The sequence below is a fragment of the Amycolatopsis sp. NPDC059021 genome, from assembly GCF_042739895.1.
In the GTDB taxonomy this organism is placed as follows: domain Bacteria; phylum Actinomycetota; class Actinomycetes; order Mycobacteriales; family Pseudonocardiaceae; genus Amycolatopsis.
Window position 1 is genome coordinate 1 of the sequence record NZ_JBHYIQ010000048.1, and the last position, 26025, is coordinate 26025.

Below are 26025 nucleotides of genomic sequence, written 5' to 3' on the forward strand. Positions count from 1 at the left end.
CCTTGAGGGAGCTAGAGTCCCTCAAGGAGGCCCCCACGGACCATTCTGACCTGCGGAAAGAGAGCAAGGGACCTTTGCTATCGTCAGTGAGCCTGCCAATGATTAGCGTGCTAACCAACGTTAGTAAAGGTCCCCTGCTCCACTTCTGCCCGCAGGACGGCCCGCTCCGCACCCCGCGCCCTCAGGCGTCGCGGCGCTTGAACACCACCCCGCCGATCACCAGCGCCGCCGCGGCCCAGCCCGCGCAGATCGCCGTCCCGACCCAGGACGCGTACGGCGCGACCCCGTCGAACACCGGGTTCCGCGCGCCGGTTTCGATCATCCCGTTGAGGCCGGCGATCCCGGGGAAGTAGTTCGGCACGTCGGGGCCTGCGAAGCCGGCCAGGACCAGCGGCAGCATCAGCAGCAGCACGAACACCGTCACCATCGCGCCCGCCGCGCTCCGCAGCGCAGTCCCGATGCCGAGGCATAGCAGCCCGAGCAGGGCGAAGTACGCGCCCATGCCCAGCACCGTCGTCATGCCCGCGCCGAGTGAGGTCGGCAGGCCGTGCGGGCCCATCACCACCGAGGCCAGTGCCATCGCCGCGAGGGCCAGCACCACGCCGTAGCCGAACAGCACCGGCGCCAGTACCGCGGACTTCGCGGCGAGCACCCGCGAGCGCACCGGGACCCACTGCAGCGTCGAGCGGATGCCGCCGCTCGCGTATTCGCTGGTGATGAACAGCGTCGCCAGCGCGACCACGGCGAACTGCGCCAGGTAGAACGCGCCGGTGGCCGCGACGCCGTGGGCCCCGACCGGGCGGTCGTCGGATATCCGCTGCGTGACGCCGAGGATCACCGAGAAGCCGAGGATCAGCACGACCCCGCTCGACAGGCACCACCAGGTCGCGCGCACCGACCAGAGTTTCGTCCATTCCGAGGCCACCGCGCCGGAGAAGCCGCCGCCGGCGTGCACCTGTGTCGTGGTCATCGTGCTCCCTTCAAGAAGCCGCCGAAGAAGTTCGCCAGGTAGTCCCGGTAGAAGTCGAGACCCGTCGACGAGTCGATCGAGCCGTACTGGTTCCGCACCTGCTCCGGCGGCAGGCTGCCCCGCAGGCCGAGCTGATCGATGAGGACGGCCTCGTCGGTCGCCGTCGAATGGCCGCTGTCCTCCAGCAGCAGCCGCTGTTTCCAGCCCGTCAGCCGAGGCCAGTTCTCCGTCCAGCTCGCCTCGAACGACTTCTTGCCCAGCGGGCTTTCCAGCACCGCGAACGGCCGGTCGAGCGACACCGTGCCGAAGAACGGGCCGTCGATGTCCACGCCCGCCCGGATCCGCCGGTCGGACGTCATCGCCGCGGCCGCCGCGGAGCCGCCCGCCGAGTGTCCCGCCATCCCGATCCGGGCCGGGTCGATCGGCCAGCGCCGGTCACGCAGCAGCGTGTCGAGCACGAAGGACACGTCCAGCACCCGGTTCGCGATCGCCCGCGGCCACGGGTCGCCCGGCTGTCCACATGCGACACAGCTGAGCAGCCGCCCGCCGGGGAACTCGACGTTCCAAGCCTCGTAGGCGTGGTCGATGCCCGCGACGACGAACCCCTGCGACGCGAGCCGTTCCGCCAGCGCCGTCAGTGTCGACCGGCTGTTGCCCGCGCCCGGCGAGAGCAGCACCAGCGGACGCCCGCGCGACGGTAGCACCGGCGCGTTTTCCCTTGCGTGGACCCGAACTCGCGACATCGTGTCCGGCGGCAGGTCGAGGTGCCGCCCGGCGATCGACGCGGCGGACTCGGCCGGCGTCACCCAGGTCGCGGGCTTCCCGGCCGGTGCCGCCGGGTACCACATCGACAGCATCAGCTCGCGGCGTTGCGCGGGCTGCCACGGGTCGGCCCGCCCGGTGAGGTGTAACACCTGCCGCCCGATCGAGTAGGGCCCGCCGGGTTCGGGCAGGGACAGCGCCGGCATCGCGGACGCGCTGGCGGACACCCCCAGCAAACCCGCCAGCACAACGGAAACCAGTACGAACAGCCGTTTCATGCCGCCACCCCCGTGCCGTACTCGACCGACGACGCGGTCAGTTCCATGTACGCCTGTTCCAGCGACGCCGTCCGCTCGGCCAGCCCGTGCAGCCGGACGCCCAGCTCATGCGCGAGATCGCCGACCGTCCCCACGGTGACGTCGTGGGCGAACAGTTCCGCCGCGCTGGTCACCTGGGTCGTCACGCCTTCCGCGCGCAGCCGCTCGTCGAGTTTCCGCAACTCGGCGGGCACCGGCACGCGCACCGCGACCGTGCTCCGCGAGTTCGCCGCGATGAACTCGTCGATCGTCGCGTCCGCGAGAAGCTTTCCCTTGCCGATGACCACGAGCCGGTCGGCGGTCAGCTGCATTTCGCTCATCAGGTGGCTCGACACGAACACCGTGCGGCCTTCCTCGGCGAGCGAGCGCATCAGCTGCCGAACCCAGCGCACGCCGTCGGGGTCGAGGCCGTTGACCGGTTCGTCGAACATCAGCACGCCGGGATCACCCAGCAACGCGCCGGCGATCCCGAGCCGCTGCCCCATCCCGAGCGAGAACTGCCCGGCGCGCTTGCCCGCGACGTCGGTGAGCCCGACCGTCGCCAGCACCTCTTCGACGCGCCGCGCCGGAATGCCGTTGCTGCGAGCCATCGCCAGCAGATGTTTGCCCGCGCTGCGTCCCGGATGGAGCGCCTTCGCCTCCAGCAGCGCGCCGACCTCGCGCAGCGGATGCCGCAGCTCGGCGTAGCGTTTGCCGTCGATGAGCACCTCGCCCGCGTGGGGCGCGTCGAGCCCGAGCGTCATCCGCATCGTGGTCGACTTCCCCGCGCCGTTCGGGCCGAGGAAGCCGGTCACCCTGCCCTGCGGGACGGAGAACGTCAGATCGTCGACGACCGTCTTCTCCCCGTAGCGCTTCGTCAATCCGCGAAGCGTGATCATGAGACCTCCCGGTTTCTTTGCCTGCCCGGGAAGTCTGCGAGAGCGTGACCCACCGGGACATCGGCCGACGGTCGGCGCCCACCCCCGACTTTCGGCAGGGGCAGGCGGCGGGCACCCGTAGGGGAAGGCACAATCGGCCCATGATCACCGGTGCCCGGCGGGTGAGCCCGCTCGACGTCGTCATGCTCGTCCTGGCGGTGTTCTCCGTCGGTCTGCTCGCCTACGTCACCTTCTTCCCGCATTCCGAGGCGACCGCGCACGTGATCTTCGTCTTGGACACGTCGGTCTGCGGGGTCTTCGCGCTCGAATTCCTGTGGCGGTGGCGCAAGAACGGCTGGGAGAAGCGTTTCCCGCTGCGCAACTGGTACGAGCTCCTCGGCATGATCCCGATCGCGCATCCGGCGCTGCGCGGATTCCGGCTCCTGCGCATCGTGGTCGTGCTGGTCCGCCTCGCCCGCACCGCCGACCGCGCGTTCGGGGAACTGTTCACCCAGCGGCTGGTCGAGCGGATGTCCCGGCCGATCGTGCTGGCGATCAAGAAACCCGTCACGCTCGCCGTCATGGACGAAGTGGTCAAGGTCGTCGAGACCGGCAACTATCCGCAGAATCTGGCGCGTTCGCTCGGCGACCACCGTGAAATGCTGCGCGAGATCATCGCGGAGAAGCTGAAGAACGACCCCCAGGCCGGGCGGCTGTCCAGATTGCCTTTCCACGACGAGGTCGTCGCGTCCGTTGTGGACACTGCGATGCGGGTCGTCCTCGAAGTTCTCGTCGACCCGCGGATCGACGACTTCTTCGCCCACGTCGTGCGGGAGAACCGCGAGCAGATCCGCCAGGCGGTCGAACTGGGGCTGCACGAGGACCACGACACGGACCTCGCCGCCCGCCTGCCCGCGACGCCACAGTACGAGCTGCGCTAACGTCGACGCGTCGTGTGCCGGGTGGGGGCCGCCGTCGTCGGGTCCTCTGGCCACGGATGTTTGGGGTAGCGGCCGCGCAGATCCGCGCGCACCGCGGCGTATCCGGTGCGCCAGAACGACGCCAGGTCAGCGGTGACAGCGGCCGGGCGCCCGGCGGGGGAGAGCAGGTGCAGCAGCACCGGAACCCGCCCGTCCGCGACCTTCGGCGTCTCCGTCCAGCCGAACGTTTCCTGCAGCTTCACCGCCAGCACCGGCTGATCACCGTCGTAGTCGACACGGATGTGCGAGCCCGACGGCACTTCGAGCCGGTCCGGCGCCAGCTCGTCCAGCCGGGACGCCTCCGGCCACGGCAGGAGCCCGCGCAACGCCGCCCCCGCGTCGATCGTCGCGAGGTCGGCGCGCCGTCGCGCCCGTGAAAGGTCCAGCCAAGAATCCACAGTGGACACCAAAGCGGTGTCGTCCACCTCGGGCCACGGTGCGCCGATGGCCCGGTGCAGGAACGCCATCCGCGCACGCAGCCGGAGCCCGTCCGACGTCCACCGCAGCAGCCCGAGGCCTTCCTCGCGCAACCCGGTCAGCAGCGCCTCACGCACGGCAGATGAGTCCGGTTTGGACAGTGTGCGCTCGGCAAGCGTGATGGCGCCGAGCCGCCGGACGCGGCGTGTCACCACGTCGCCACCGGACCAGGCGACTTCGTCCACTTCGGACACCAGATTCGGTGCCGCGCGCGTGGCCAGCGGCAGATCAGCCGCGGCCGCCAGCCGGATCGTGCCGTGCGCGCGGCCGGGATCCCGGGTCGCTTCGGCCACCGCGAGCCATTCGACATCGCCGAGGCCGCTGCCACGCGGGAGTTCCGCGGCGGTTCCCCCGGCCATCAGATACACCGGCGCCGTCCCGGAACGCCGTCGCGCCAGTCGTTCGGGATGCGCCAGCGCCACCACCAGCGCCGGGTCGGGACGACGGCCGGCCCCGTCGTCGCGCACCAGACCGGAAAGCCGCCGTACCTCGGCCTTCCAGCGCCGCGCTGCGTCGTCGCCACCGCCACGCAGCCGTCGCAGTTCCGCCTCGACGTCGGTCAGCGAACCGCCGACGTCGAGCAGTGCGACGACCTCCGCCGCGTTCCGCGCCCCGACCGCGGCGGCGCCGTCGAGCAACGCGCGGGCCAGCCGGGGATGCAGGCCCAGTTCGGCCATCCGGCGTCCACGCGAAGTGGCCGTGCCGTCCGCGTCCGTCGCACCGAGGGCGACCAGCAAAGCCCGTCCTGCCGCCAAGGCGCCCTCGCCGGGTTCGTCCCACCAGGCCAGCCCGCTTCCGTCCGGAGTGGACCAGCAGGCCAGTTCGAGCGCGAATCGCGCGAGGTCGGCAGTGCGGATTTCGGGTTCGGGATACGCCGGGAGCGTGGCCTGCTCGTGCTCGGCCCAGCACCGGTAGGCGCGCCCGGCTGCCTCACGCCCGGCGCGTCCGGACCGCTGCTCGGCGACGGCCGCCGAAACCCGGACCGTCGCGAGCCCCGGCAGGCCGCGCCGGTGATCCACGCGCGGCACGCGCGCCAGTCCCGAGTCCACGACCGCCCGGACACCGGGCACGGTCAGGCTCGATTCGGCGACGGCCGTCGCGAGCACGACACGACGTCGTTCACGAGGCCGCAGCGCATCGTCTTGGTGCGCCATGGAAAGCCGTCCGTGCAACGGCAGGACGTCCACTCCGGACAGTCCGCCGAGCAAGGCGGAGGTCCGCGCGATCTCCCCGGCGCCGGGGAGGAACGCCAAGACGTCACCGTCGCCTTCGGACAGTGCTGTGTGGACGGTCCTGGCCACCGTCGCCTCCGGACGTTCACCGCGCGAAGGCGGCCGGTAGGTCATCGTCACCGGATACGTCCGCGCCTCGGCGGTGAGCACCGGCGCGTCGCCCAGCAATGCCGCGAGCCGCCCGGCCGCGACCGTCGCCGACGTCGCGAGCAGCCGCAGATCCTCCCGCAAGCCGGCGCGGACGTCCAGGAGCAGCGCGAGCAGCAGATCCGCGTCCAGATGACGTTCGTGGCATTCGTCGAGCAGGACCGTGGACACCCCCGGCAGCTCGGGGTCGCCCTGCACCCGCCGCACCAGCAGCCCGGACGTCACCACTTCGATCCGCGTCCGCGCTGACACCTTCCGGTCCCCGCGGACCGAATACCCGACGGTCTCGCCGACCCGCTCGCCCAGGATCGACGCCATCCGCGCGGCGGCGGCCCGCGCGGCCAGCCGACGCGGCTCGGCGACGATCACGCGCCCGGAGCCGGACGCCAGCGCGAGCGGGACCAGGGTGGTCTTCCCGGTACCCGGCGGAGCGACGAGGACGGCGGTGCCGTGTTCGGCCAGTGCGGCGGTGACCGTGGGCAGCACGGAGCGGACCGGCAGATCCGGCAGTTCGGCGGGGATCACTGCTCGGTGACCTCGGGCGGGGCGGGGATCGGGTAGCCGGACGGCCCGATGTTCGTACTCAGCGATCGCCGCCATTCCCCGCCGGAGATCATCTTCTGGATCGCCTTGCCGACCGCTGCCTTGCCGTCGGTGTCGTTCTTGCGCAGCCCGACGCCGTATCTCTCGGTCGAGAACGGTTTGCCGACGAGACGCAGCAGTTCGGGATCCTGTCCGACATATCCGGCGAGGATCACCGCGTCGGTGGTGATGGCGTCGATCTGCCCGGCGAGCAGCGCCGTCACGCAGTCCGGGTAACGCGGGTATTCGACGAGCTTCACGGCCTGGGCGTACCGGTCGCGGACCTGCTGGGCCGGGGTGGACCCGGCGACCGAGCACAGCTTGCGCCCGTTGAGGGTCTCCGGGCCGGTGATGTCGGGGGAAGTACGCCGCACGAGCAGATCCTGCCCGGTCACGAAGTACGGCCCGGCGAAGGCCACCTGCTGTTTGCGCTTGTCGGTGATCGAGTAGGTCGCCACGACGAGATCGACGACGCCGTTGGCGAGATCACTCTCCCGGGTGGCCGAGGTGGTCTCGTGCCAGCTGATGTTGTGCGGCTCGACGCCCAGCTCACCGGCCACGAACCGGGCGACGTCGACGTCGAAGCCGACGAAACGTCCGTCGATCGTGCGCAGCGAAAGCCCCGGCGCGTCGAACCGGATCCCGATGGTGAGGTGATTCCCGGCACTGGCCTTGGCGACAACCGAATCGCCGGGCGCCACCGGCTTGGAGCCGCAGCTCACGCAGGTCAGCAGCAGAAACGCGAGGGTGAGGATGGCGCGTGCCCGCATCCGTCCACTCCGTTCGCCGGCTTCGAGGACTCACCTTGTTCTCAGGTCAAGCGGCTAGCCTATGCGCGTGTTGCGACCGTCCCAAGCCGTGCTCGACACCGTCGGCACGCTCGCCCGCCTCGGGCTGGCGGCCGTGTGGCTGGTTTCGGGTGCGCTGAAGATCAGCGAACCGGGCCAGACCTACATCGCGGTTCAGGCCTACGACGTGCTGCCGCACGGGCTGGTCGGGCCGGTCGCGACGATGCTCCCGCTGCTGGAACTGCTGCTCGGGCTGTTCCTGCTGGCCGGGTTGTGGACGCGGCCGGTGGCGGGCGTGTCGCTGCTGCTGTTCCTGGTGCTGATCGCCGCGATCGCCCAGTCGTGGGCACGCGGGCTGAGCATCGACTGCGGCTGCTTCGGCGGCGGCGGGCAGGTGGCGCCGGGGCAGACGCAGTACCCGCAGGAGATCCTGCGCGACACGGGCTTCCTGCTGCTCGCGGTCTGGCTGCTGGCCCGGCCGTCGACGTGGTTCTCGGTGGATCGCTGGCTCGGCCGCGGTCGCGGGAACCCGGCCGCACCGGAGCACGACTACTCCGAGGTACCAGAAGGAAATTGAGGTAGGAACAACAGTGGGTGGAGCTGAGCGCGGCGCTCGGAAACGTCGTCAGCAGGCACAGGCCGCGCGCGCGGTCGCGCAGGCGCGGGGTGCTTCCGGTGACCGGCGGAAGGTCATAGTCACGGTCGTCGCGATAGTCGTGGTCGCCGTCGCCGTGATCGGCGGCGTGATCTGGATCAACGCGTCGAAGAACACGACCGAGAAGCAGGCGATCAATCCCGGCACGTCCAGCGCACCGGCCACGCCGCCGGTGGCGGGGGTCGTCGAGAAGCGCGACGGCGTCGTGGTGCAGACCGGGAAGCCGGACGCGAAGGCGTCGATCGACGTCTACGCCGACTTCCTCTGCCCGATCTGCGGCGAGTTCCAGAAGGCCTACGGCCAGCAGATCGAGCAGGCCGTCAACTCCGGCCAGCTGCTCGTCCGCTATCACATGGTGCCGCTGCTCAACAAGAACTCGGACCCGCCGGGCTACTCGCTCGACTCCGCGAACGCCTCGCTCGCCGCGGCCGACGCCGGCAAGTTCACCGCCTATCACGACGCGCTGTTCAAGAACCAGCCGGAAGAGGGCGGCCGCGGGTACGACAAGGGCCAGCTGATCAAGCTGGGCCAGGACCTCGGGATCACCGATCCGAAGTTCGCCGACGCGATCAACTCCGGGGCCTACAACCAGCCGCTCAACGACGCCTTCCAGCAGACTCTGAAGGACCCGAACCTGGAACAGTCCTTCCCCGGCGGCAAGAAGGGCTTCGGCACGCCGACCGTCCTGGCGGGCGGCAAGATCGTCAACTGGCAGCAGCAGGGCTGGCTGCAGCAGGCGCTCGCCGGCTGAGCCGATCCCGGCATTTCGCCCGCCCGGACACGCCCGGTGGTCTACTCTGGACCCGCAGTGGCGAGGGGAACCAGGGCAGGGCCGTACGCGTCGCACCCCTGGATGGACCACAGGAGGGGCGGAGTGGACGGCACGCACAAGGGTTTCCACGTCGAGGAGGGTGCGTACGAACGGTACGCACGCCAGGTCGACCCGCTGGGTGACGACGTCAAGGGCGCGGCCGACAAGCACGTCGGCCCGCACGTGACCCTCGGCGGCCACGGCTTCTCCGAGATGGGCGGCGAATCCGGGTTCTCCGGTGCCTACAGCGGCCGGATGCGGGCGCTGCAGGAGCGGATGAAGAGCATCGGCGGCAACTGGCAGCAGGTCGGCGACGCCTCGCGCCGGACGCAGGCGAACTACGCCGCGGTCGAGGACGAGCACGGCCAGACGATGCGCCGGCTGGGCAAGGACCTCTCGTGACCGGGCACGTCGACCAGGTCGTCCAGCACGGCCTGCACACCACGAACCAGTTCGCGCAGAAGCTGCGGCACGATCCGGTGGCGATCAACGGCGCCCGTGACGGCCACGTCGCGCTGCAGACGTCGATGTCGAAGGCGCAGGACCACGCCGGGTCGCAGCGGGTCAACCTCGTCAACGCCAGCTCGGGCAACACCACCGACCGCGCCACCGCGACCTCGCAGAGCCTCGAGAAAGAGGTCCAGTCCGTGCTCGACGAGAGCGCGGAGATCGAGAAGGCCGTCGCCGAGGCCGCCGAGGCACTGCACGTCGGCGAGATCAAGAACGACCAGGTCCGCGACCAGATCATCAAGGAGATTTCGGCCTCGATGAAGGCGCTCGCGGCGGTGAACACCATCCAGCCGCCGGAAAGCCGCGCGGCCGCCTCGCGGGACATCCTCACCAAGCTCCAGGCGAAGATCGGCGAGCTGACCGGCCAGGCCGCCACGTTCAGCGAGCAGACCATCAACCAGCTCACCGACATCGGCACCAAGCTCGGCGGCGGCGAGTCGACTTCGGCGAGCAGCGCTTCGACCACGCACGTCGGCTCGCAGTTCAACAACAACTCCGGGTACTCCGGTGGTGGCGGCGACGGGGGCGGCAGCGGTGGTGGCGGCGGCGGAGGCGGCGGTGCGCACAAGCCGCGCCTGCCGGTCGCGATCCCGCCGCAGCCCGGCACCGGCGTCGACGTCAACCTGCCCGGCGGCAAGACCGTCAAGGCTCCGAACGAGACAGCGGCGAAGGCCGTGCGGGCCGCGTTGTCGCAGCTCGGCGTCCCGTACGTATGGGGCGGTACGGCGCGCGGGCAGGGGCTCGACTGCAGCGGGCTGACCATGACGTCGTACAAGGAAGCGGGTCTGCAACTGCCGCGTACCGCGGCCCAGCAGACCGTCGGCGCCGAGGTTCCGTCGATGGATCAGCTGCTGCCCGGCGACCTCGTCGTGTGGTCCGGGCACGTGGCGATGGTGATCGGCGACGGCCAGATGGTCGAGGCGGGCGATCCGGTGCAGGTCAGCAAGATCCGCACCACCAATGCGGGGCAGTCCTTCATCGGCTTCTACCGGCCGACCGGATAATCTGGGCGATATGGCGGAATTCGACATCGACCTCGCGTCCGCGCGGGTCGCCGAGCAGGTGGAACGCACGGCCCGCGAGGCCGATGAACGCTTCGCCAGGAGCGGGCCGGTCGTCGGCCGCGCCGAGTCCGGTGACGGCGCGGTCAAGGTCGAGGTCGCGCCGGGCGGGCTGCTCACCGGGATCGAGCTGAGCCGCTCCGCGCTGCGCTACGGCTCGGCCGCGCTGGCCGAGCAGATCTTCGAACTCGCCCAGCGCGCGACCCGCCGCGCCGGAGACCGGATGTACCACCAGCTGGCGCCGGTCCTCGGTCCCGACGACGAGAACCTGAAGTCGCTGGGCTTCGAGCCGATCCCGGAGGACGACGTCGACGCCGAACCGCCCGCCGGGTACTACGGGAGATGAGCACGGTGGAGCAAGTCCCGGTCACCTCGACCACCAGACAGCTGATCGACCAGGCCCGCGCCCGGCAGGACGCGCTCGCGCAGGTCGAATCCCTGATGGCACAGGCACGCGGCACCGCGCACGACGTCGACGGAACGATCGAGGTCACCGTCGACGCGCGCGGCAAGCTGCAGCGCCTGTGGCTCGCCCCGGACGCGGTGAACTGGGGCCACGACCGGCTCGGTTCGCTGATCGTCGAGGTGACCCAGGCCGCGATGCGCGAGGCCACGCAGGACAGCTACAACAAGGTCGCGTTGCTGCTCGGCGAGGATATGACGTACATGATCGAGCAGATGTCCGGGATGCCCGCGCCCGCGCGGGCGGAGGACGACGATCCGGGCATGACCGTCGAAGAGTTCCAGCGGCAACGCGCGCAGCGGCTCGGCGAAGCTCCGCCCGCGACTGCGTCCACTGTGGACACTGCGAGCGCCGCGCACGAAGACGATGACGCGTACTGGGAATCCTTCGACCCGGCCTCGCTCCGCTCCGACCGCTAGTTCGGCGCGGCCAGTTTTTCGCACAACGCCGGCGGAAACTCCGGCTCCACCGCTGTGACCTCGGTGCAGCCACCGTCTTTCGCGCCCGCGAAGCTCTTCCAGCCATTGCCCGCCCAGTGGTAGAAGACCCGGTTGGCGCGGCGCGTGTTCTGGCAGGCGGGCGCGCCTTCCGCGGGCGGACAGTCGCCGACGTGCCGGTTGAGGTCGAGGATGAGCCAGTTCTGATCGCAGCCGCGCACCTCGCGGGCGCCGTGCAGGCGGTTGACCGGCACGTCGGCGCTGAACACCGTCTGGTTGATCCACGGCTCGGCGCAGTGGTCGGCGGGTGGGACACAACCCAGGTATTCGTCACAGTGTCCGTATTCGGCGCCCTTCCGGTGCCAGGTCCGGCCGCGGTTGAGCGAGATCTCGCGATCCCCGATCGGCGACCGCGCGGTGAGCGGGACGTCGATTTCTTCCTTGCGCGGACAGGCTTCGCGGGACAGCGTCGAACGCGTGGTGTACACGATGTTCGCGGAGACCGTGTCGTTCTCTTCGGTGACCTTGTCGACGTGCGGTGAGCGCGCGCAGTCCGGCTCTCCGGCGGGCACGGTGACCCGCGCGATCACGACGTCCGGCTCCGGACCGGGACGCACGGCCGTGACCTCGGCCTGACGGTCGCTCCACACCGTTTCCACCGCGCTTGTCCGTGCTTCGCCGGTGTCGGACGCCGGTGCCCGCGTGGTGGCGAAGACGATTCCGCCCACCACCAGCACGCCGAGCACGACCAGCATCGGTGGCGCGAATCTAGGCCATTTGCTCATTCTCGTTCCCCCTCGTCACGCCGAGTCGCCGATTCTCCGCTCGATCGGCTGGACTTCCCGTGCGCCGGTTTTCCGGCGGTCCCCACGTGGAGATCATGGACGCTCCGGTCCCCGATGGAAAGGTGAAATCCCGACATGGCACCGACGAGAACCGTACTCAGTGCCGCTCTCGCGCTTCTGTTCGCGACCATGGTCGCGGCTCCCGCACAGGCCGCCGAACCGCGCGGCGAGGTCGTCGGTTCCGCGGCGTTGCCGAGCGGCGACGACTATCCGTACCGCGATCAGCCCGACGTCGTGGACCGGTGGGCCTTCTACTCCGGGCAGGACACGTCGTTCGTGGCCTGGCGGATGGAACAGCTGACCGGGTACTTCCACAACTCCATGTCCCGCAACGGAATCGTCGGGCACTGGGGCAACGCCCCGGAGTGGGCGGCCAACGGGCGCAAGCTCGGCTACGACGTCGACCGGGTGCCGAAGGCCGGTGCGATCGCGCAGTGGGATCCCGGGAAGCTCGCTCCGCCAGGACATGTCGCCTACATCGCCGCTGTGGCGGGTGATCAGGTGACCGTGGAGGAGTACAACTGGTCGACGCCGCTGCGGTACAGCTCGCGCGTCGTGCCGTCGAGCCAGATCAGCTGGGTGATCCACTTCGCGCCGGGAACCTAACCGCGACGTCCACAAAGGACTTCACCCGTGCGGTTTCCCCGGCGCGGCGCCACATCACGCCCCAGCCGACGTCGGGGGATCCGCGGAATGGGACGAACGCGATCCGCGGGTGACTGAAGTACGTCGTCGCGTGCGCCGCGAGCGGGCAGATCCCGCCGCCGTTCGCGATGACGGCGAGCAGTTCCTGGAACGTCTCCAGCGGTTCCCCGCGTTCGACGTGCTTGCCGCCCGGGGTATGCCACGGTTCGGGCGGGTTGATCCAGTACGGCGCGGGCGGATTCGCCGCGCGGAGCACGCGATCCCGTGCGAGGTCTTCGAGCGTGACGTGCTCGCGTCGCGCGAACGGATGCCGGGCCGGGACGGCGAGCACCATCGGTTCGCTGTACACGACCGGCCCGGCGACGAGATCCGGTTCGTCCACCGGGAACAGCGTGATCAGTGCATCGACCTCGCCCGCGCGAAGCATGCCGAACGGGTCAGCGAAGTCGACCTCGCGGATCTGTACCTCGCAGTCCGGGTGCTGTTCACGGAAGGCGTCGAGCAGATCCGCGACGAGGTCGGCGACGCCGGGTGCTTCGAAGCCGAGGCGCAGCACCCCGCCGATCCCGCGTCCGGCGGCCACCGCGCGGGCGATCCCGTCGTGAATGCCCTGGTAGGCGGGCGCGAGGTCGGCACGCAACCGCTGCCCGATCGGCGTCAGCTCGACCCGGCGGCTCGTGCGCGCGAACAGTGGCGCGCCGATACGGCGTTCGAGTTGCTTGACGCTCTGGCTGACCCGGGCCTGTGAGACGTGCAGACGCTCGGCCGTGCGCCCGAAGTGCAGCTCCTCGGCGAGCGTCAGGAAGATCTCGATGTCCCGCAGTTCCATAACCTCCATGTTATCGATCGACTCGGGTTCCCGCGTTGTTCGGGGGCTGCTCCCGCGAGAGGGTGAAGAGGTCGAAGAGACCTTCTGAACAGGGAGAACACACGATGCGCGCACGGATGACGAACCTGCCGAAGCTGGCTGCCGGCGGTTACAAGGCGATGGTGGCGCTGGAGATGTACCTCGCCGGGACGAACCTGCCGAAGAGCACGCTGGAGCTGGTGAAGCTGAGGGCGAGTCAGATCAACGGCTGCGGCTTCTGCGTCGACATGCACGCCCGCGACGCCAAGAAGGCGGGCGAGACCGATGAGCGGCTGTGGTCGGTCGCCGCGTGGCGTGAGGCGCCGTACTACACCGACGAGGAGCGCGCGGCGCTCGCACTGACCGAGGCCGCGACGCGCTTGGCCGACCGGTCGGACCCGGTGCCCGACGACGTCTGGGACGACGCCGCCGACCACTTCGACGAGGAATCCCTCGCGGCGCTGGTGGTCGCGATCGCGGCGATCAATGCCTGGAACCGGATCAATGTGACCACGCGGCAGCTCGCCGGTGGCGCGTCCTGAGCGCAGGCATGCGACCCTGAGGGCATGGCGAACCGACTCGCGACCGCGACCAGCCCGTACCTGCTCCAGCACGCCGAAAATCCGGTGGAGTGGTGGCCGTGGAGCGAGGAGGCGCTGGCCGAGGCGCGGCGCCGGAACGTGCCGATCCTGCTCTCGGTCGGGTACGCGGCCTGCCACTGGTGTCACGTCATGGCGCACGAATCCTTCGAAGACGAGAAGACCGCGACGTTGATGAACGCGCACTTCGTCAACATCAAGGTGGACCGCGAAGAGCGTCCCGACATCGACGCCGTGTACATGGCGGCGACCCAGGCGATGACCGGGCAGGGCGGGTGGCCGATGACGTGTTTCCTCACCCCGGAGGGAAAACCGTTCCATTGCGGCACCTACTATCCGCCGGCACCGCGGCACGGGATGCCGTCCTTCAGTCAGCTCCTGGTCGCGGTCGCCGAGGCGTGGCAGGACCGGCCCGACGAGCTGCGTTCCGGGGCACAGCAGATCGTCGGAGCACTGGCCGAGCAGAGCGGCCCGCTGCGTGAGTCCGAAGTGGACTCGACGGTGCTGGCCGCGGCTGTCGAGAAGCTGCAGGGCGAAGCCGACCCGGTGAACGGCGGCTTCGGTGACGCGCCGAAGTTCCCGCCGTCCATGGTGCTGGAGTTCCTGCTCCGGCACCATGAGCGCACGGGTTCGGACGTCGCACTGTCGCTTGTGGACTCAACTGCCGAGGCGATGGCGCGCGGCGGCATGTACGACCAGCTCGCCGGCGGCTTCGCGCGGTATTCGGTCGACGGCGCGTGGGTGGTGCCGCACTTCGAGAAGATGTTGTACGACAACGTCTTGCTGCTGCGTTTCTACGCTCATCTCGCGCGGCGGACCGGCTCGGCGACAGCCTGGCGTGTCGCCGAGGGAACGGCGTCCTTCCTGGAGGGCTACCTGCTGACCGAGCAAGGCGGATTCGCCGCGTCACTCGACGCCGACACCGACGGCGTCGAGGGCCTGACCTACGTCTGGACACCTTCGCAGCTGCGTTCCGTTCTGGGTGACGACGAGGGTTCGTGGGCCGCGGAGTTGTTCGGTGTCACGGAATCCGGCACGTTCGAAGAGGGCGCTTCCACGCTGCGCCTGCTGCGTGACCCGGAGGACGCGGACCGCTTCGAACGGGTTCGGCTGGCCTTGCTCGACGCGCGGGAAATCCGTCCGCAGCCGGGCCGGGACGACAAGGTGATCGCCGCGTGGAACGGCCTGGCCATCACCGCGCTGGCCGAGGCCGGTGTCGCGTTGGGACGTCCACAATGGATAGACCTGGCCCGTGGCGCCGCCGAACTGCTGCTGGACGTCCATGTCGTCGACGGCAGGCTGCGCCGGAGTTCGCGCGACGGCGTCGTCGGTGAGGCGGCCGGTGTGCTGGAGGACTACGCGTGCGTCGCGGACGGTCTGCTCGCGCTGCATCAGGCGACCGGCGAACCCCGTTGGCTGACCGAAGCCACCCGGCTGCTCGACCTCGCTCTGACGCACTTCGCCGTCGAGGGCGCTCCCGGCGCCTACTACGACACAGCCGACGACGCGGAAACGTTGGTACAGCGTCCTTCCGACCCCGGCGACAACGCCAGCCCGTCCGGCGCTTCGGCGCTCGCGGGTGCGCTGCTGACGGCGTCGGCACTCACCGGTGTCGAGTCTTCGAGCCGGTATCGCGAGGCCGCCGAGCAGGCGCTGCGCCGGGTTGGCTTGCTGGCCGCGCGCGTACCGCGGTTCGCCGGGCACTGGCTTTCCGTCGCCGAAGCGGCCCAAGCGGGCCCGGTGCAGGTCGCGGTGGTGGGCTCGGCACGCGACGAACTGGTCAACGCGGCCGCGCGGTCGATCCACGGCGGCGGCATCGTGCTCGGCGGCGCGCCCGACGCTCCCGGCGTCCCGCTGCTGGCCGACCGTCCGCTGGTCGACGGCGTCGCGGCGGCCTATGTCTGCCGGGGCTACGTCTGCGACCGGCCGGTGACCACCGCCGAGGCCGTCACCGCTCAGCTCTGACCGTGCGCTGACAGCGAACATCCTGGTCAAAGCCTGTATTCGGCGTATCGTCGGTAGCGATGTAATCATGTAATCGTCGCTGGAGGCGACCATGAACACGTGCTTCGGGGTGGTGGGACACATGGGACGAGGATGGAAGGGCCGCGGTGGCTGGCAGCAGACCGAGGTGCCCTCGGCGGACGACGCGGCCGCGTGGTTCGGCGGGCGCTTGCCGGACGGCTGGTTCACCGGGGACGCGGAGGTCACCGTCGACCGGGACGAGATCGTCATCGTCGGCGAGCTGCCGCCGCTGACCGGTGACTACGCCGACGACGCGGCCCGCGCGGCCGCGGAGGAGGGCCGGATCAGCCGGTTCCGCGAGGAAACGCGGGACGAGCGCATCGAAATCGCGCGGCAGGCCGAACACCGCTATCAACGCAAGGTCGCCTGGGGCGCCAGGATCGGCGGCACGAAGGTCCTGTTCACGACGTTGTCCGCGCCGGTGATGACCCGGCTGCGGCAACCGGAACGCCAGGTCCTCGACACGCTCGTCGACGCCGGCGTCGCGCGCTCGCGCTCGGAGGCACTGGCGTGGGCGGTCCGCCTCGTCGGCCAGCACGCCGACACCTGGCTGGCCGAACTGCGCGAGGCCATGACCAAAGTGGACGATCTGCGCGCCAAGGGCCCGGACCTGGGCTGACGCCACCGGCGAACTCGCGTACCCAGAGGGTCGGCTCACGTACCCCGACGGTCGGCCGGCGAGCCGACTCTCCGGGTACGTCAGCCGACTGCTCAGGTACGCGAGCCGACCGTGTGGTTCATGCGCGGCGGCGACGCTCATGAGTCCTTGACACTTCTTCGGCACCCTGTCCGCCATGAAGTTCTTTCGTGCGGCCGTCGCCGCCTTGGTTCTGGCCCTGGTGACCATCGCGGCACCGCAGGCGGCAGCCACCCAGGGCGTCGGCGTCGTCGAGTACAACCTCGGCGATCAGGCCTTCCGCGATCCGACCGTGTCCGTGCCGATGGAGCTGGCCGCCGTCGTGCACTACCCGCGCGACCTCGGCCGACGTCCGCATCCGCTGATCGTGCAGGAGCACGGCAGCTGGTGGAGCTGCGTGGACCCCGTCGCGAAGACACCACAGGGCGACTGGCCGTGCCCGCCGGGGCAGCGACCGCTGCCGAGCTTCCGTGGCTACGACTACCTCGGTGAGAAGCTGGCCGAGCGAGGCTTCATCGTTGTCTCGATCAGCGCCAACGCCATCAACGCGCATCTCCTCGGTGAGGAGGGCTACTACTCCCGCGCTCATCTGGTCAACAAACACCTGGAGCTGTGGCGCGACCTCGCACGCGGTGAGGGTCCGCTGGTGGGTGCCCTCGGGCGCTTCCGCGGACACGTCGACCTCACCCGCGTCGGAACGATGGGCCATTCCCGCGGCGGCAAGGGCGTGATGTGGCAGGCCTCCGACAAGCACACGCCCGAGTGGCCTGCCGGCGTCCGGATCCGCGCGGTCGTCCCGCTCGCGCCGGTCTATTTCAACTACCCGGAGGAAAACACCAGCGACGTGCTGGTCACCCGGGTGCCGTTCAAAGTCGTCGTCGCCAGCTGCGACGGCGCTGTCGGCGTCGTAGGCCTGCAATACGTCAAGGACGTCAAGGGAAAGAACCCCGATGCCGGCGCGGTGACGCTCACCGGGGCGAACCACAACTTCTTCAACACCGAATGGTCACCCGGCAAGATCGGCGGGGAGGACGACGCGCCCGCGAACTGCGTCGGCAAGCTGACACCGGCACAGCAGCGCGGCGACGCCGTCCGCGAGATCGTCTCGTTCTTCGCGAGCCGCCTGCGGGTCTGACTCTGACCTGCGAGATCCGCAGTAGTGCGGCAGGCTGGCGAGTAAGGGTAACCAGCCTGCCGCACCGGAGGAATCGTGGACGTCCCAGCCGTACCCGCCAAGGTGGACCCGGACGCGCTGACCGCCGTGCTCGACGGCCGATGGGCCGCGCTGCGGCGCGACGTCCGCGCGCAGATGACGGCCGCGTCCTTCCGTGAGACGGTGGGTTTGGACGTCGAGGCACACCGCGCGCAAGTGCTGGATCAGTTGCGGAAGCTCGCCACCACGGACCTGCCCGGCCTGGGTTTCGATCCCGCGTACGGCGGCGGGGGTGACGTCGGTGGTTCGGTGACGTCGTTCGAGATGCTCGGCTTCGGGGACCTGTCGCTGATGGTGAAGGCCGGGGTCCAATGGGGACTGTTCGGTGGCGCCGTGCAGCTGCTGGGGACGTCGAGGCACCACTCGCGGTATCTCCAGCGGATCAAGGATCTCGACCTGCTCGGCTGTTTCGCGATGACGGAACACGGGCACGGCTCGGATGTTCAGCATCTGCGGACGACGGCCACCTACGATCCCGCGTCGGCCGAGTTCGTCGTGCACAGCCCGGACACGAGTGCGGCCAAGGAGTACATCGGCAACGCCGCCCGCGACGGCGAGCTGGCCGTGGTGTTCGCCCAGCTGGAGACCGGCGGCGAATCCCGCGGCGTCCACGCCTTCCTAGTCCCGATCCGCATCGACGGTGCCCCCGCGCCCGGTGTGTCCATTGAGGACTGTGGGGTCAAGGCGGGCCTGAACGGTGTCGACAATGGACGGTTGCGCTTCGACCACGTCCGCGTCCCGCGCGAGGCCCTGCTGAACCGCTTCGGCGACGTCGCCCCGGATGGGACGTACTCGAGTCCGATCGAGAGCGACGGACGGCGCTTCTTCACCATGCTCGGTACGTTGATCCGAGGCCGCGTCAGCGTCGCGGGCAGCGCGGGCAACGCGACGAAACGCGCGCTGACCCTGGCCGTGCGTTACGGCGAAACGCGGCGCCAGTTCGCCAAACCGGACGGCGAAGAGGTCGCGATCCTGGACTATCTGGGCCACCAGCGGAAACTGCTCCCCGCTCTCGCGGCGACGTACGCCCTGCACTTCGCCCAGGAAGAACTGGTCTCGAAGCTGCACGACATCCCCGCCGACGCCCCCGACGAGGAACAACGCGAACTCGAATCCCGCGCCGCAGGACTGAAAGCCGTCGCCACCTGGCACGCGACGTCCACCATCCAAGCCGCGCGCGAGGCCTGCGGCGGCGCGGGCTACCTCGCCGAAAACCTGCTGCCCGCCCTGAAAGCCGACACCGACGTCTTCACCACCTTCGAAGGCGACAACACGGTGCTGCTGCAACTCGTCGCGAAGGGCCTGCTGACCAGCTACAAGGAATTCTTCGCGGACCTGAGCCCCTTGGCCACCGCCCGCTTCGTCGCCGAGCAAGTGGTCGACGCGGTCCTGGAACGCACGGCCGCTTTGAAGTTCCTCGAACGCCTCACCGAATCCGCTGATTCAGAGGTCTTGTTCGACCGCGACTGGCAACTCCGCATGTTCGAAGACCGCGAGGAACACGTCCTGGCCGGTGTCGCCCAACGCCTGCGCCGCGCTGTTTCCGATCCTTTCGGGGTCTTCAACTCCGCCCAAGACCACGTCCTGCGCGCCGGCCGCGTCCATGTCGACCACCTGGTCCTGCAGGCTTTCGTTTCGGCTCTATCCCGCTGCGCGGACCCGGACGCCCGTGCGCTGCTTGAGCGGGTCTGCGATCTCTACGCCCTCTCCACCCTCGAAGCCGACCGCGCCTGGTTCCTCGAACACGGCCGCCTCACCGCCGCCCGCTCCAAGGCCCTGACCGCCGCCGTCAACTCCCTGTGCGCGGCTCTCCGGCCTCACGCGCGAACTCTCGTCGACGCTTTCGCCGTCCCCGAACAATTCCTGGCCGCCCCCATGCTATTCGCTTGAACAGGGCAGGCCGGGACTAGCGCACCGACCGGCACCTTGGCGTTCACAATGAGGTCGGGCTGGTGCCCTCCCGGCTACAGGGGGCGGGCCGTGCCCTCGTGGTCTCTTTCCCGTCGGCCAGGCTGGGCAGTGTCAGGCACCGTGGCCACCTCCACATCTGCGAGGAATTGAGGGCTTATGCGTGCCCAAGACGAGGCGCCGGTCGGCGCCCACGCGGGTCGCTGGCCCGTCGCCGCTGCCATCGCACCGGCCGCGTCCCTGACTTCGCAGGCAACCCTGCCCCTGCGGCGCACTGTCGGAAACGTCACTGCGGCTGACGTCGGCGAGACCCAGTTGCTACATCACACCTGACATGTGGGCTCCGCTTTTGAGAAGGCCGTTTGGGATATGCACTAGCCGCTCATTTCTGCGATGTGCAAGAACACGACTACGGGATCGCCGTTTAGGCTATCGAGGAATAGCACCTTGCCGATCATTTAGCCTGACTCGTGCGGGTCATCGAGAGGATTGATGTAGAATTGCACATTCCGCTGGAAGCTGGGAGTCAATCTTAGCGATATTTCGACCAAAAGAAGACATGATAGTTAAGAACTCCTCTTGATCCATCTGTGGCGCACCGTTGTCTGGGGTGGGTAAGTGGATTTGAGTATAACAAAATGCAGACGAAAGAATAAGACTCCATTTCCGACGGCAGTCGGAACTTTGAATGACTCCATTTGAATCAGGGAGGTACAGGTGGCGAAACGAAGCGGAAAAAATGGCGCGAAAAGTGGCGAAAAGAAGCGTCGAAACGGAATCCTGATTTATCATGACATGGCTGTCTATGAGAACTTCGAACGCTGCGCTCATCGCATCTTCCAAGTTGTGCAGAGGGCGCAGCGTGCTAGGCCTGGCGCCCCGCGATACCTCTATCTTAGAGTTCAGGGGCACAGGAATGACGAGGGTGGATATGATCGTGACGCATGGGAAATAATGAGGTACTTTACCCTCGAATATCTCTTTCCGTATCTTACTGGTGCTAGCACACCGATGTTTGAGGTAAAAAATGATAAGAAGCAGTGTAACGACCTGCCGGATCGGCTTGACATTGCTTACCCAAAAGATGAGGATGGTTTCTGGTATGATGTGGATACTTTGTCGGTACAATCGCGAGAGCTTATTAGTGATGAGCGCAAGTCGCCTCCTTCGAAGGAAGTCATAGCTGATTACCTTGGAATGAGCGGCGACCCGTGCTGCCTCATTTGTTGGCGTAGGCCGGCCGAGCGCGCACATGTCGTTCCCGTGTCGCTAGGTGGCTCTATGAACGTTCGTAATTTCGCCTTACTATGCGATGAGCATCATCGCGATGCGCCTGATATTGCCGATGCCGAAGGTTTCTGGGCATGGGTTGACTATGCGGAAATGCGAGATTCTGGCAGCAAATGGGAAGGTGCACCGGAGAAGATCAAGGAGTGGGCTTTGAAGTTTGGCTCAAGAATAGGAAAATATGACCGATCAGAATTGGATTTTGTCGATGCGGTCAAATTTGAGCTAGCCCACCTCTATGGATGGGAGGAAGATGACTTCTCAAGCTTTTCCTGGGGACTTCACGAGGAGTATCATCGGGTGCTTGATGTGGCTACCGGAAGGCATTTTGGCATAGATAAGAAGGTTTCAACGCACGCTTGGGCTTATAACGTGGCATTGTATCGACTTGACCGAAATAAGGAGTCAAGGTTGAGGCGTCGAAAAAGAGTTCTATTGTTTGATTCGATTCCTTGAGGGGTTGATTTTTCTCATGGTGAATTTAAGGTGGAGTGACAGAGGCACGGGCTGTCCGTCGCCCAAAGCGCTAGGCTTGTGGCCCGTCTTCTTGTAGACTGCTGAGTGCCGTTGCTAGGTCGTCTGACAGGGTAGCGAATGCTAGCCTCCTCGGCTCCAAGCAGAGCGACGCTCTCGCCCTTGGGGGCTCCGAACATCATCCGGGTCTTGGCTCAGTGCGGAGCCTTTGCCGTCAGAACCTTGCTGAAGCGGGCGCCCCAGTCAGAATCGTGCATCGTGGATTAGGGATTCGATGGCGTCCGAAGCACCTTTGGGCGGCCGGTTCCGCAGTTGATACCGGGATGGTGTTTCGATGTGGGAGCACGTGCACCACCTGGCGACGGCGATCTCGGACTCATGCGCCATAACCGCGATCTTGTGCCGGTGCTGCGGGTAGAATAGGTATCCCTTTGGTCTGCCGTCTACACGCACCTGCTCCAGCAGGCCACGAACGGACGCGGAAGGCTGTCGAAGGCTTCCTTCGGAACCTGAGAAAAAGATCAGGCAGTGGCTTGGTGGCGTGATGATCAGGGAAAGATCTACAAGGGCAAAGCTCAGCTAGCTAGGCGTACATCGCCAGCCAGATCGCGATGTAGTGCGACACCGCCGCCAGCACCGTGCAGGCGTGGAAGTACTCGTGGTACCCGAAGGTGTCCGGCCAGTGGTTCGGCCACTTGGTCGCGTAGAAGACGGCGCCGAGGGTGTAGAACAGGCCGCCGACGCACAGCAGCACGAGCGCGGCGACGCCGGCGTGGGTGGCGAGTTCGGGCATGACGAAGACCGCGACGTAGCCGAGCGCGATGTAGATCGGCACACCGAGCCAGCGCGGGGCGGTCGGCCAGAGCATCTTGAGCGTGACGCCGAGGATGGCGCCGCCCCAGACGATGCCCAGGATGACGTAACCGGTCGGTTTCGGCATCGCGAGCAGGGTGAACGGCGTGTAGGTGCCCGCGATGAACAGGAAGATCATCGAGTGATCCGCCCGTTTCATCCACTTGTACGCGGTCGGGCTCCACACACGACGGTGATAGAGCGCGCTGACGCCGAAGACACCGAGCACGGTCAGGCCGTAGACGCTCGTGGCCAGCGCGGCGACCGGAGACACCGTGGACGCGGCCAGGCTGATCAGGGTCGCAGCGGCGGCGACGGCGCCGAAGAAGGACCAGAAGTGGATATGCCCTCGCAGCCGCGGGCGGGAGTCCACGGGCAGCGGGCTGGACGGCTGGGGTTCAGTCGCGAGGGTCACATGCCAAGGCTACGTAACCGTAGGTTTTTCGCCAGTACCCGTGGCGAGTCACACGTCTCTCCGAGGGTGCGTACGCTCCCGTGACGTGAGTCTCCGGTCCTTCTTGTCCACAATCGTCTACAGCGCGTACGGGCGGCGCCTGATCCAGCAGGCCGCAGGCCGCCATCCGCGCCACATCGCCATCATGCTCGACGGCAATCGCCGCTGGGCCAGGGAAGCGGGCTTCACCGACGTCGCGGACGGGCATCGCGCGGGCGCGAAGAAGATCGCGGACTTCCTGAGCTGGTGCCAGGAAGCCAACGTCGAGGTGGTCACGATGTGGCTGCTCTCCACCGACAACCTCAACCGGGATCCCGACGAGCTGACGCCGCTGCTCAAGATCATCACCGACGTCACCGACGAGCTGGCCGGGCCGGACACGCCGTGGCGGCTGCGGATCGTGGGCGCGCTCGACCTGCTGCCCGCCGAGGTCGCCGAGCGGCTCACCGCGGCGGCGGCGCGCACGGAGAACCGGCAGGGCATGGAGGTCAACATCGCCGTCGGCTACGGCGGCCGCCAGGAGATCGCGGACGCGGTCAAGAAGCTGCTGCTCCAGCACGCCGATGAGGGCACCTCGATCCGCGAACTGGCGAAGATCCTCGACGTCGATCACATCTCCGAGCACATGTACACCTCGGGTCAGCCCGACCCGGATCTCATCATCCGGACCTCGGGGGAGCAGCGGCTTTCCGGGTTCCTGCTCTGGCAGTCGGCGCATTCGGAGTTCTGGTTCACCGAGGCGTATTGGCCGGCCTTCCGCCGCGTCGACTTCTTGCGTGCGATGCGCGACTACGCCTGGCGTCATCGCAGGTTCGGCGCCTGACGCGCGAGGGGCCCCGGAGCGAACTCCGGGGCCCCTCGACCTACTTGGCTCAGTGGTTCGCGAAAGAGTGCGCGACCAGGGCCGGGGTGGTGGCGATGCCGGTGTAGGCGCCCGCCACCAGCGAGGCCGCGCCGTAGCCGAGGGCGCCGCCGCCCTGGATGAACGTGGTGTACGCGTCACCGAACGTCGGGTCCGGGGCGCCGGTCGGCTCGGCGCCGCCCGTGGAGGCGAACGCGGTGCCGCCCAGCATCATCAGGCCGGCGGCGGTGGCTGCGACGAATCCAGCTTTCTTCAGCACTTATTGCTCCTCGATAGAACTGTCGGGATTGGGGAACTGGGGGTTCCAAAGGGGTGACCCCGTAGTTGGAAAATTACTCGCTTATCACTGGATCCGTTTGCTCGGTGCACCTATCGTGTGAGCCTTGACCAGGCGGTTTCACTCGGTCCGGTTCTCTTGTCCGCTCGCAAAATGCGCTTGAAAATCTTTCGTGGTAAAAGCTGTCAGCCGATCGAATAAGCACGTTGAGTCAGCAAGTTCGCTGAGGCAATGCTGTCGAGGGAATCCTTTTCGTAGGCCTGATTACATAGAGTCACGGTTACGGGTGGTTCATGTCGGACGACTGACGGTGAGATGACGAATTGGCGAATCACCTGTGTGGCTGCCTGCAGGATCCTCCGGACGTAGGTACCTTCCGGAGGTGAGGGCACGCGTACCGTGCGGGTCCTCGCGGGAGGCCCTGGTCGTGGCGGTGATCGAAGGGGCGGCGCAGCCGCCCACGAGATGCACGAGGGGGCCGGCACCCGGCCCTCGTGGCCGTGTCCGCTGACGCATCCGGCGTCGGAGGAAGCGGTTTCAGCCAGGGAGGTGCCCGGCCCAGCGAGTGCGGGCGTGGGGTGCACACGCCCTCGAGGGAGATGCCGTCGTGACTGCGCAGCGTTTGCCCCGCAAGGCCTCTGGCCGTTCTTCGACCGGTGCCGAATCTGGCCCGGAGAAAGCCTCGATCTCGCCCGAAATCCAGCGGTCCACCTTCGTGCTCGACACGTCGGTCCTGCTCTCCGACCCGTGGGCGGTGACCCGTTTCGCCGAACACGCCGTCGTGCTTCCGCTGGTCGTCATCAGTGAACTGGAGGCGAAACGGCATCACCCCGAGCTCGGCTGGTTCGCTCGTGAGTCGCTGCGTCTGCTCGACGACCTGCGCCGCCAGTACGGCAGGCTCGACGCGCCGATCCCGATCGGCGAGCACGACGGGACGCTGCAGGTGGAGCTGAACCACTCCGACCCGACGGTGCTGCCGGTCGGTTTCCGCACCGACTCCAACGACCACCGGATCCTCGCCTGTGCGCTGAACCTGGCGGTCGAGAGGGAGTCGGTCACGCTGGTGACCAAGGACATCCCGCTGCGGGTCAAGGCGGGCGCCGTCGGCCTCGACGCCGACGAGTACCGCGCGCAGGAGGTGACGCCGTCGGGCTGGACGGGCATGGCGGACGTGGACGTCCCGCAGGAGCTGATCGACACGCTGTTCAGCGCGAACTCCGCGGATCCGGTGGAATTCGGGATCGACGACGTGGGTGAGCTGCCCTGTCACACCGGGCTGCGGCTGCTGGGCGGCAACTCGAGTGCGCTGGGGCGGGTGACCGCGGACAAGCGGATCCGGCTGGTGCGTGGCGACCGTGAGGCCTTCGGGCTGCACGGCCGGTCCGCCGAGCAGCGGATCGCGCTGGACCTGCTGCTGGACTCCGACGTCGGCATCGTGTCGCTGGGCGGACGCGCGGGCACCGGGAAGTCGGCGCTGGCGCTGTGCGCCGGGCTGGAGGCGGTGATGGAGCGCCGCCAGCACCGCAAGGTCGTGGTGTTCCGGCCGGTCTACGCCGTCGGTGGCCAGGAACTCGGCTACCTGCCGGGCTCCGAGAGCGAGAAGATGCAGCCGTGGGCGCAGGCGGTGTTCGACACGCTTGGCGCGCTGGTCAGCCAGGACGTGCTGGACGAGGTGTTCGACCGCGGCATGCTCGAGGTGCTGCCGCTGACGCACATCCGCGGCCGTTCGCTGCACGACGCATTCGTCATCGTGGACGAGGCCCAGTCCCTCGAACGCAATGTGCTGCTGACGGTGCTCTCGCGGCTGGGCACGGCGTCACGCGTGGTGCTCACACACGACGTCGCGCAGCGGGACAACCTGCGGGTCGGGCGGCATGACGGTGTGTCCGCGGTGATCGAGAAGCTCAAGGGGCACCCGCTGTTCGCGCACGTCACGCTGACGCGCTCGGAGCGCTCGCCGATCGCGGCGCTGGTCACCGAGATGCTGGAGGACCACGGCTGATCGACTGTCCGTGAAGGCCTCCTTCACAGCCCTGAGCGCTGTGAAGGAG

25 protein-coding genes are annotated in these 26025 nt (G+C 68.1%); 16 read left to right on the top strand and 9 right to left on the bottom strand.

What is annotated here, in order from left to right:
* Positions 1-181: 181 nt before the first annotated feature.
* The 3 genes from ACFWX1_RS26225 to ACFWX1_RS26235 are packed head-to-tail and all read right to left on the bottom strand — an operon-like array spanning position 182 to position 2927.
* Positions 182-970: an ABC transporter permease subunit gene (locus tag ACFWX1_RS26225; protein WP_378391589.1), complete on the bottom strand. Its 789-nt coding sequence runs from the start codon at positions 968-970 to the stop codon at positions 182-184.
* Positions 967-2010 carry an alpha/beta hydrolase family protein gene (locus tag ACFWX1_RS26230; RefSeq protein WP_378391591.1) on the bottom strand — a complete coding sequence of 348 codons (1044 nt, stop codon included), beginning with the start codon at positions 2008-2010 and terminating at the stop codon, positions 967-969. Before ACFWX1_RS26230 ends, ACFWX1_RS26225 begins: the two co-directional genes overlap by 4 nt.
* The gene (locus ACFWX1_RS26235; protein ID WP_378391593.1) at positions 2007-2927 is read right to left on the bottom strand and encodes an ABC transporter ATP-binding protein; all 921 of its coding nucleotides are present in this window, start codon (positions 2925-2927) and stop codon (positions 2007-2009) included. The genes ACFWX1_RS26230 and ACFWX1_RS26235 overlap by 4 nt, the downstream gene beginning before the upstream one ends.
* Before the next feature lie 140 nt (positions 2928-3067).
* Between ACFWX1_RS26235 and ACFWX1_RS26240 the strand changes: the two genes are divergently transcribed.
* Positions 3068-3847, top strand: a complete 780-nt coding sequence (locus tag ACFWX1_RS26240; protein ID WP_378391595.1) for an ion transporter — start codon at positions 3068-3070, stop codon at positions 3845-3847.
* Here the strand turns inward: ACFWX1_RS26240 and hrpB are convergent.
* Positions 3844-6267: an ATP-dependent helicase HrpB gene (gene hrpB / locus ACFWX1_RS26245; RefSeq protein WP_378391597.1), complete on the bottom strand. Its 2424-nt coding sequence runs from the start codon at positions 6265-6267 to the stop codon at positions 3844-3846. The genes ACFWX1_RS26240 and hrpB overlap by 4 nt on opposite strands.
* On the bottom strand, positions 6264-7094 hold the full coding sequence (locus ACFWX1_RS26250) for a glutamate ABC transporter substrate-binding protein (RefSeq protein WP_378391599.1): 831 nt from the start codon (positions 7092-7094) through the stop codon (positions 6264-6266). The genes hrpB and ACFWX1_RS26250 overlap by 4 nt, the downstream gene beginning before the upstream one ends.
* Before the next feature lie 88 nt (positions 7095-7182).
* Between ACFWX1_RS26250 and ACFWX1_RS26255 the strand changes: the two genes are divergently transcribed.
* The 6 genes from ACFWX1_RS26255 (at position 7183) to ACFWX1_RS26280 (ending at position 11031) form a co-directional block, all read left to right on the top strand.
* Positions 7183-7689, top strand: coding sequence for a MauE/DoxX family redox-associated membrane protein (locus ACFWX1_RS26255; protein WP_378391709.1), 507 nt, complete (start codon positions 7183-7185; stop codon positions 7687-7689).
* A gap of 13 nt (positions 7690-7702) precedes the next feature.
* Positions 7703-8518 carry a DsbA family protein gene (locus ACFWX1_RS26260; RefSeq protein ID WP_378391601.1) on the top strand — a complete coding sequence of 272 codons (816 nt, stop codon included), beginning with the start codon at positions 7703-7705 and terminating at the stop codon, positions 8516-8518.
* Between the two features lie 123 nt (positions 8519-8641).
* Positions 8642-8980 carry a hypothetical protein gene (locus tag ACFWX1_RS26265; protein ID WP_378391603.1) on the top strand — a complete coding sequence of 113 codons (339 nt, stop codon included), beginning with the start codon at positions 8642-8644 and terminating at the stop codon, positions 8978-8980.
* The gene (locus tag ACFWX1_RS26270) at positions 8977-10092 is read left to right on the top strand and encodes a C40 family peptidase (RefSeq protein WP_378391605.1); all 1116 of its coding nucleotides are present in this window, start codon (positions 8977-8979) and stop codon (positions 10090-10092) included. The genes ACFWX1_RS26265 and ACFWX1_RS26270 overlap by 4 nt, the downstream gene beginning before the upstream one ends.
* A 10-nt stretch (positions 10093-10102) precedes the next feature.
* Positions 10103-10495, top strand: coding sequence for a YbaB/EbfC family nucleoid-associated protein (locus tag ACFWX1_RS26275; protein ID WP_378391607.1), 393 nt, complete (start codon positions 10103-10105; stop codon positions 10493-10495).
* Complete coding sequence (locus tag ACFWX1_RS26280; RefSeq protein ID WP_378391609.1) at positions 10492-11031, top strand: YbaB/EbfC family nucleoid-associated protein; 540 nt, start codon at positions 10492-10494, stop codon at positions 11029-11031. The genes ACFWX1_RS26275 and ACFWX1_RS26280 overlap by 4 nt, the downstream gene beginning before the upstream one ends.
* On the opposite strand, the gene ACFWX1_RS26285 is transcribed toward ACFWX1_RS26280, so the two are convergent.
* Positions 11028-11834, bottom strand: coding sequence for a hypothetical protein (locus tag ACFWX1_RS26285; RefSeq protein ID WP_378391611.1), 807 nt, complete (start codon positions 11832-11834; stop codon positions 11028-11030). The genes ACFWX1_RS26280 and ACFWX1_RS26285 overlap by 4 nt on opposite strands.
* Positions 11835-11969: 135 nt before the next feature.
* On the opposite strand from ACFWX1_RS26285, the gene ACFWX1_RS26290 reads away from it, so the two are divergent.
* On the top strand, positions 11970-12500 hold the full coding sequence (locus ACFWX1_RS26290; protein WP_378391613.1) for a CHAP domain-containing protein: 531 nt from the start codon (positions 11970-11972) through the stop codon (positions 12498-12500).
* Here ACFWX1_RS26290 and ACFWX1_RS26295 read toward each other — a convergent pair.
* Complete coding sequence (locus tag ACFWX1_RS26295) at positions 12466-13368, bottom strand: LysR family transcriptional regulator (protein WP_378391615.1); 903 nt, start codon at positions 13366-13368, stop codon at positions 12466-12468. The two genes, ACFWX1_RS26290 and ACFWX1_RS26295, sit on opposite strands and share 35 nt — an antisense overlap.
* A gap of 104 nt (positions 13369-13472) precedes the next feature.
* Here ACFWX1_RS26295 and ACFWX1_RS26300 point away from each other — a divergent pair, with 104 nt between their 5' ends.
* From ACFWX1_RS26300 to ACFWX1_RS26325, 6 genes are all read left to right on the top strand, one after another.
* Positions 13473-13928 carry a carboxymuconolactone decarboxylase family protein gene (locus ACFWX1_RS26300; RefSeq protein WP_378329895.1) on the top strand — a complete coding sequence of 152 codons (456 nt, stop codon included), beginning with the start codon at positions 13473-13475 and terminating at the stop codon, positions 13926-13928.
* A 24-nt stretch (positions 13929-13952) separates the two neighbouring features.
* Positions 13953-15950, top strand: a complete 1998-nt coding sequence (locus ACFWX1_RS26305) for a thioredoxin domain-containing protein (protein WP_378391617.1) — start codon at positions 13953-13955, stop codon at positions 15948-15950.
* 121 nt (positions 15951-16071) lie between these two features.
* Positions 16072-16629, top strand: a complete 558-nt coding sequence (locus tag ACFWX1_RS26310) for a hypothetical protein (protein ID WP_378391619.1) — start codon at positions 16072-16074, stop codon at positions 16627-16629.
* Between the two features lie 175 nt (positions 16630-16804).
* Entirely contained in the window at positions 16805-17782 is a 978-nt protein-coding gene (locus tag ACFWX1_RS26315) for an alpha/beta hydrolase family protein (protein WP_378391621.1), read from the top strand.
* Positions 17783-17857: 75 nt separating this feature from the next.
* Positions 17858-19750 carry an acyl-CoA dehydrogenase gene (locus ACFWX1_RS26320; RefSeq protein WP_378391623.1) on the top strand — a complete coding sequence of 631 codons (1893 nt, stop codon included), beginning with the start codon at positions 17858-17860 and terminating at the stop codon, positions 19748-19750.
* 735 nt (positions 19751-20485) lie between these two features.
* Positions 20486-21511 carry an HNH endonuclease signature motif containing protein gene (locus ACFWX1_RS26325; protein WP_378391625.1) on the top strand — a complete coding sequence of 342 codons (1026 nt, stop codon included), beginning with the start codon at positions 20486-20488 and terminating at the stop codon, positions 21509-21511.
* Between the two features lie 601 nt (positions 21512-22112).
* On the opposite strand, the gene ACFWX1_RS26330 is transcribed toward ACFWX1_RS26325, so the two are convergent.
* Positions 22113-22754 carry a hemolysin III family protein gene (locus tag ACFWX1_RS26330; protein ID WP_378340557.1) on the bottom strand — a complete coding sequence of 214 codons (642 nt, stop codon included), beginning with the start codon at positions 22752-22754 and terminating at the stop codon, positions 22113-22115.
* Positions 22755-22881: 127 nt separating this feature from the next.
* Between ACFWX1_RS26330 and ACFWX1_RS26335 the strand changes: the two genes are divergently transcribed.
* A complete protein-coding gene (locus ACFWX1_RS26335) occupies positions 22882-23658 on the top strand; it encodes an isoprenyl transferase (RefSeq protein ID WP_378391627.1) in 777 nt (258 codons plus the stop codon).
* Positions 23659-23707: 49 nt separating this feature from the next.
* Here ACFWX1_RS26335 and ACFWX1_RS26340 read toward each other — a convergent pair whose 3' ends face one another.
* The gene (locus tag ACFWX1_RS26340) at positions 23708-23956 is read right to left on the bottom strand and encodes a hypothetical protein (protein ID WP_378391629.1); all 249 of its coding nucleotides are present in this window, start codon (positions 23954-23956) and stop codon (positions 23708-23710) included.
* 733 nt (positions 23957-24689) lie between these two features.
* Here ACFWX1_RS26340 and ACFWX1_RS26345 point away from each other — a divergent pair.
* The gene (locus ACFWX1_RS26345; protein WP_378391711.1) at positions 24690-25976 is read left to right on the top strand and encodes a PhoH family protein; all 1287 of its coding nucleotides are present in this window, start codon (positions 24690-24692) and stop codon (positions 25974-25976) included.
* Positions 25977-26025 lie beyond the last annotated feature (49 nt).

Bases quoted from the DNA above. Each gene is read 5' to 3' on its own strand.
- ACFWX1_RS26240 (WP_378391595.1), top strand. From the start codon at position 3,068: ATGATCACCGGTGCCCGGCGGGTGAGCCCGCTCGACGTCGTCATGCTC.
- ACFWX1_RS26275 (WP_378391607.1), top strand. From the start codon at position 10,103: ATGGCGGAATTCGACATCGACCTCGCGTCCGCGCGGGTCGCCGAGCAG.
- ACFWX1_RS26235 (WP_378391593.1), bottom strand. From the start codon at position 2,927: ATGATCACGCTTCGCGGATTGACGAAGCGCTACGGGGAGAAGACGGTC.
- ACFWX1_RS26285 (WP_378391611.1), bottom strand. From the start codon at position 11,834: ATGAGCAAATGGCCTAGATTCGCGCCACCGATGCTGGTCGTGCTCGGC.
- ACFWX1_RS26300 (WP_378329895.1), top strand. From the start codon at position 13,473: ATGCGCGCACGGATGACGAACCTGCCGAAGCTGGCTGCCGGCGGTTAC.
- ACFWX1_RS26280 (WP_378391609.1), top strand. From the start codon at position 10,492: ATGAGCACGGTGGAGCAAGTCCCGGTCACCTCGACCACCAGACAGCTG.
- ACFWX1_RS26305 (WP_378391617.1), top strand. From the start codon at position 13,953: ATGGCGAACCGACTCGCGACCGCGACCAGCCCGTACCTGCTCCAGCAC.
- ACFWX1_RS26290 (WP_378391613.1), top strand. From the start codon at position 11,970: ATGGCACCGACGAGAACCGTACTCAGTGCCGCTCTCGCGCTTCTGTTC.
- ACFWX1_RS26310 (WP_378391619.1), top strand. From the start codon at position 16,072: ATGGGACGAGGATGGAAGGGCCGCGGTGGCTGGCAGCAGACCGAGGTG.
- ACFWX1_RS26230 (WP_378391591.1), bottom strand. From the start codon at position 2,010: ATGAAACGGCTGTTCGTACTGGTTTCCGTTGTGCTGGCGGGTTTGCTG.
- ACFWX1_RS26315 (WP_378391621.1), top strand. From the start codon at position 16,805: ATGAAGTTCTTTCGTGCGGCCGTCGCCGCCTTGGTTCTGGCCCTGGTG.
- ACFWX1_RS26295 (WP_378391615.1), bottom strand. From the start codon at position 13,368: ATGGAACTGCGGGACATCGAGATCTTCCTGACGCTCGCCGAGGAGCTG.
- ACFWX1_RS26225 (WP_378391589.1), bottom strand. From the start codon at position 970: ATGACCACGACACAGGTGCACGCCGGCGGCGGCTTCTCCGGCGCGGTG.
- ACFWX1_RS26250 (WP_378391599.1), bottom strand. From the start codon at position 7,094: ATGCGGGCACGCGCCATCCTCACCCTCGCGTTTCTGCTGCTGACCTGC.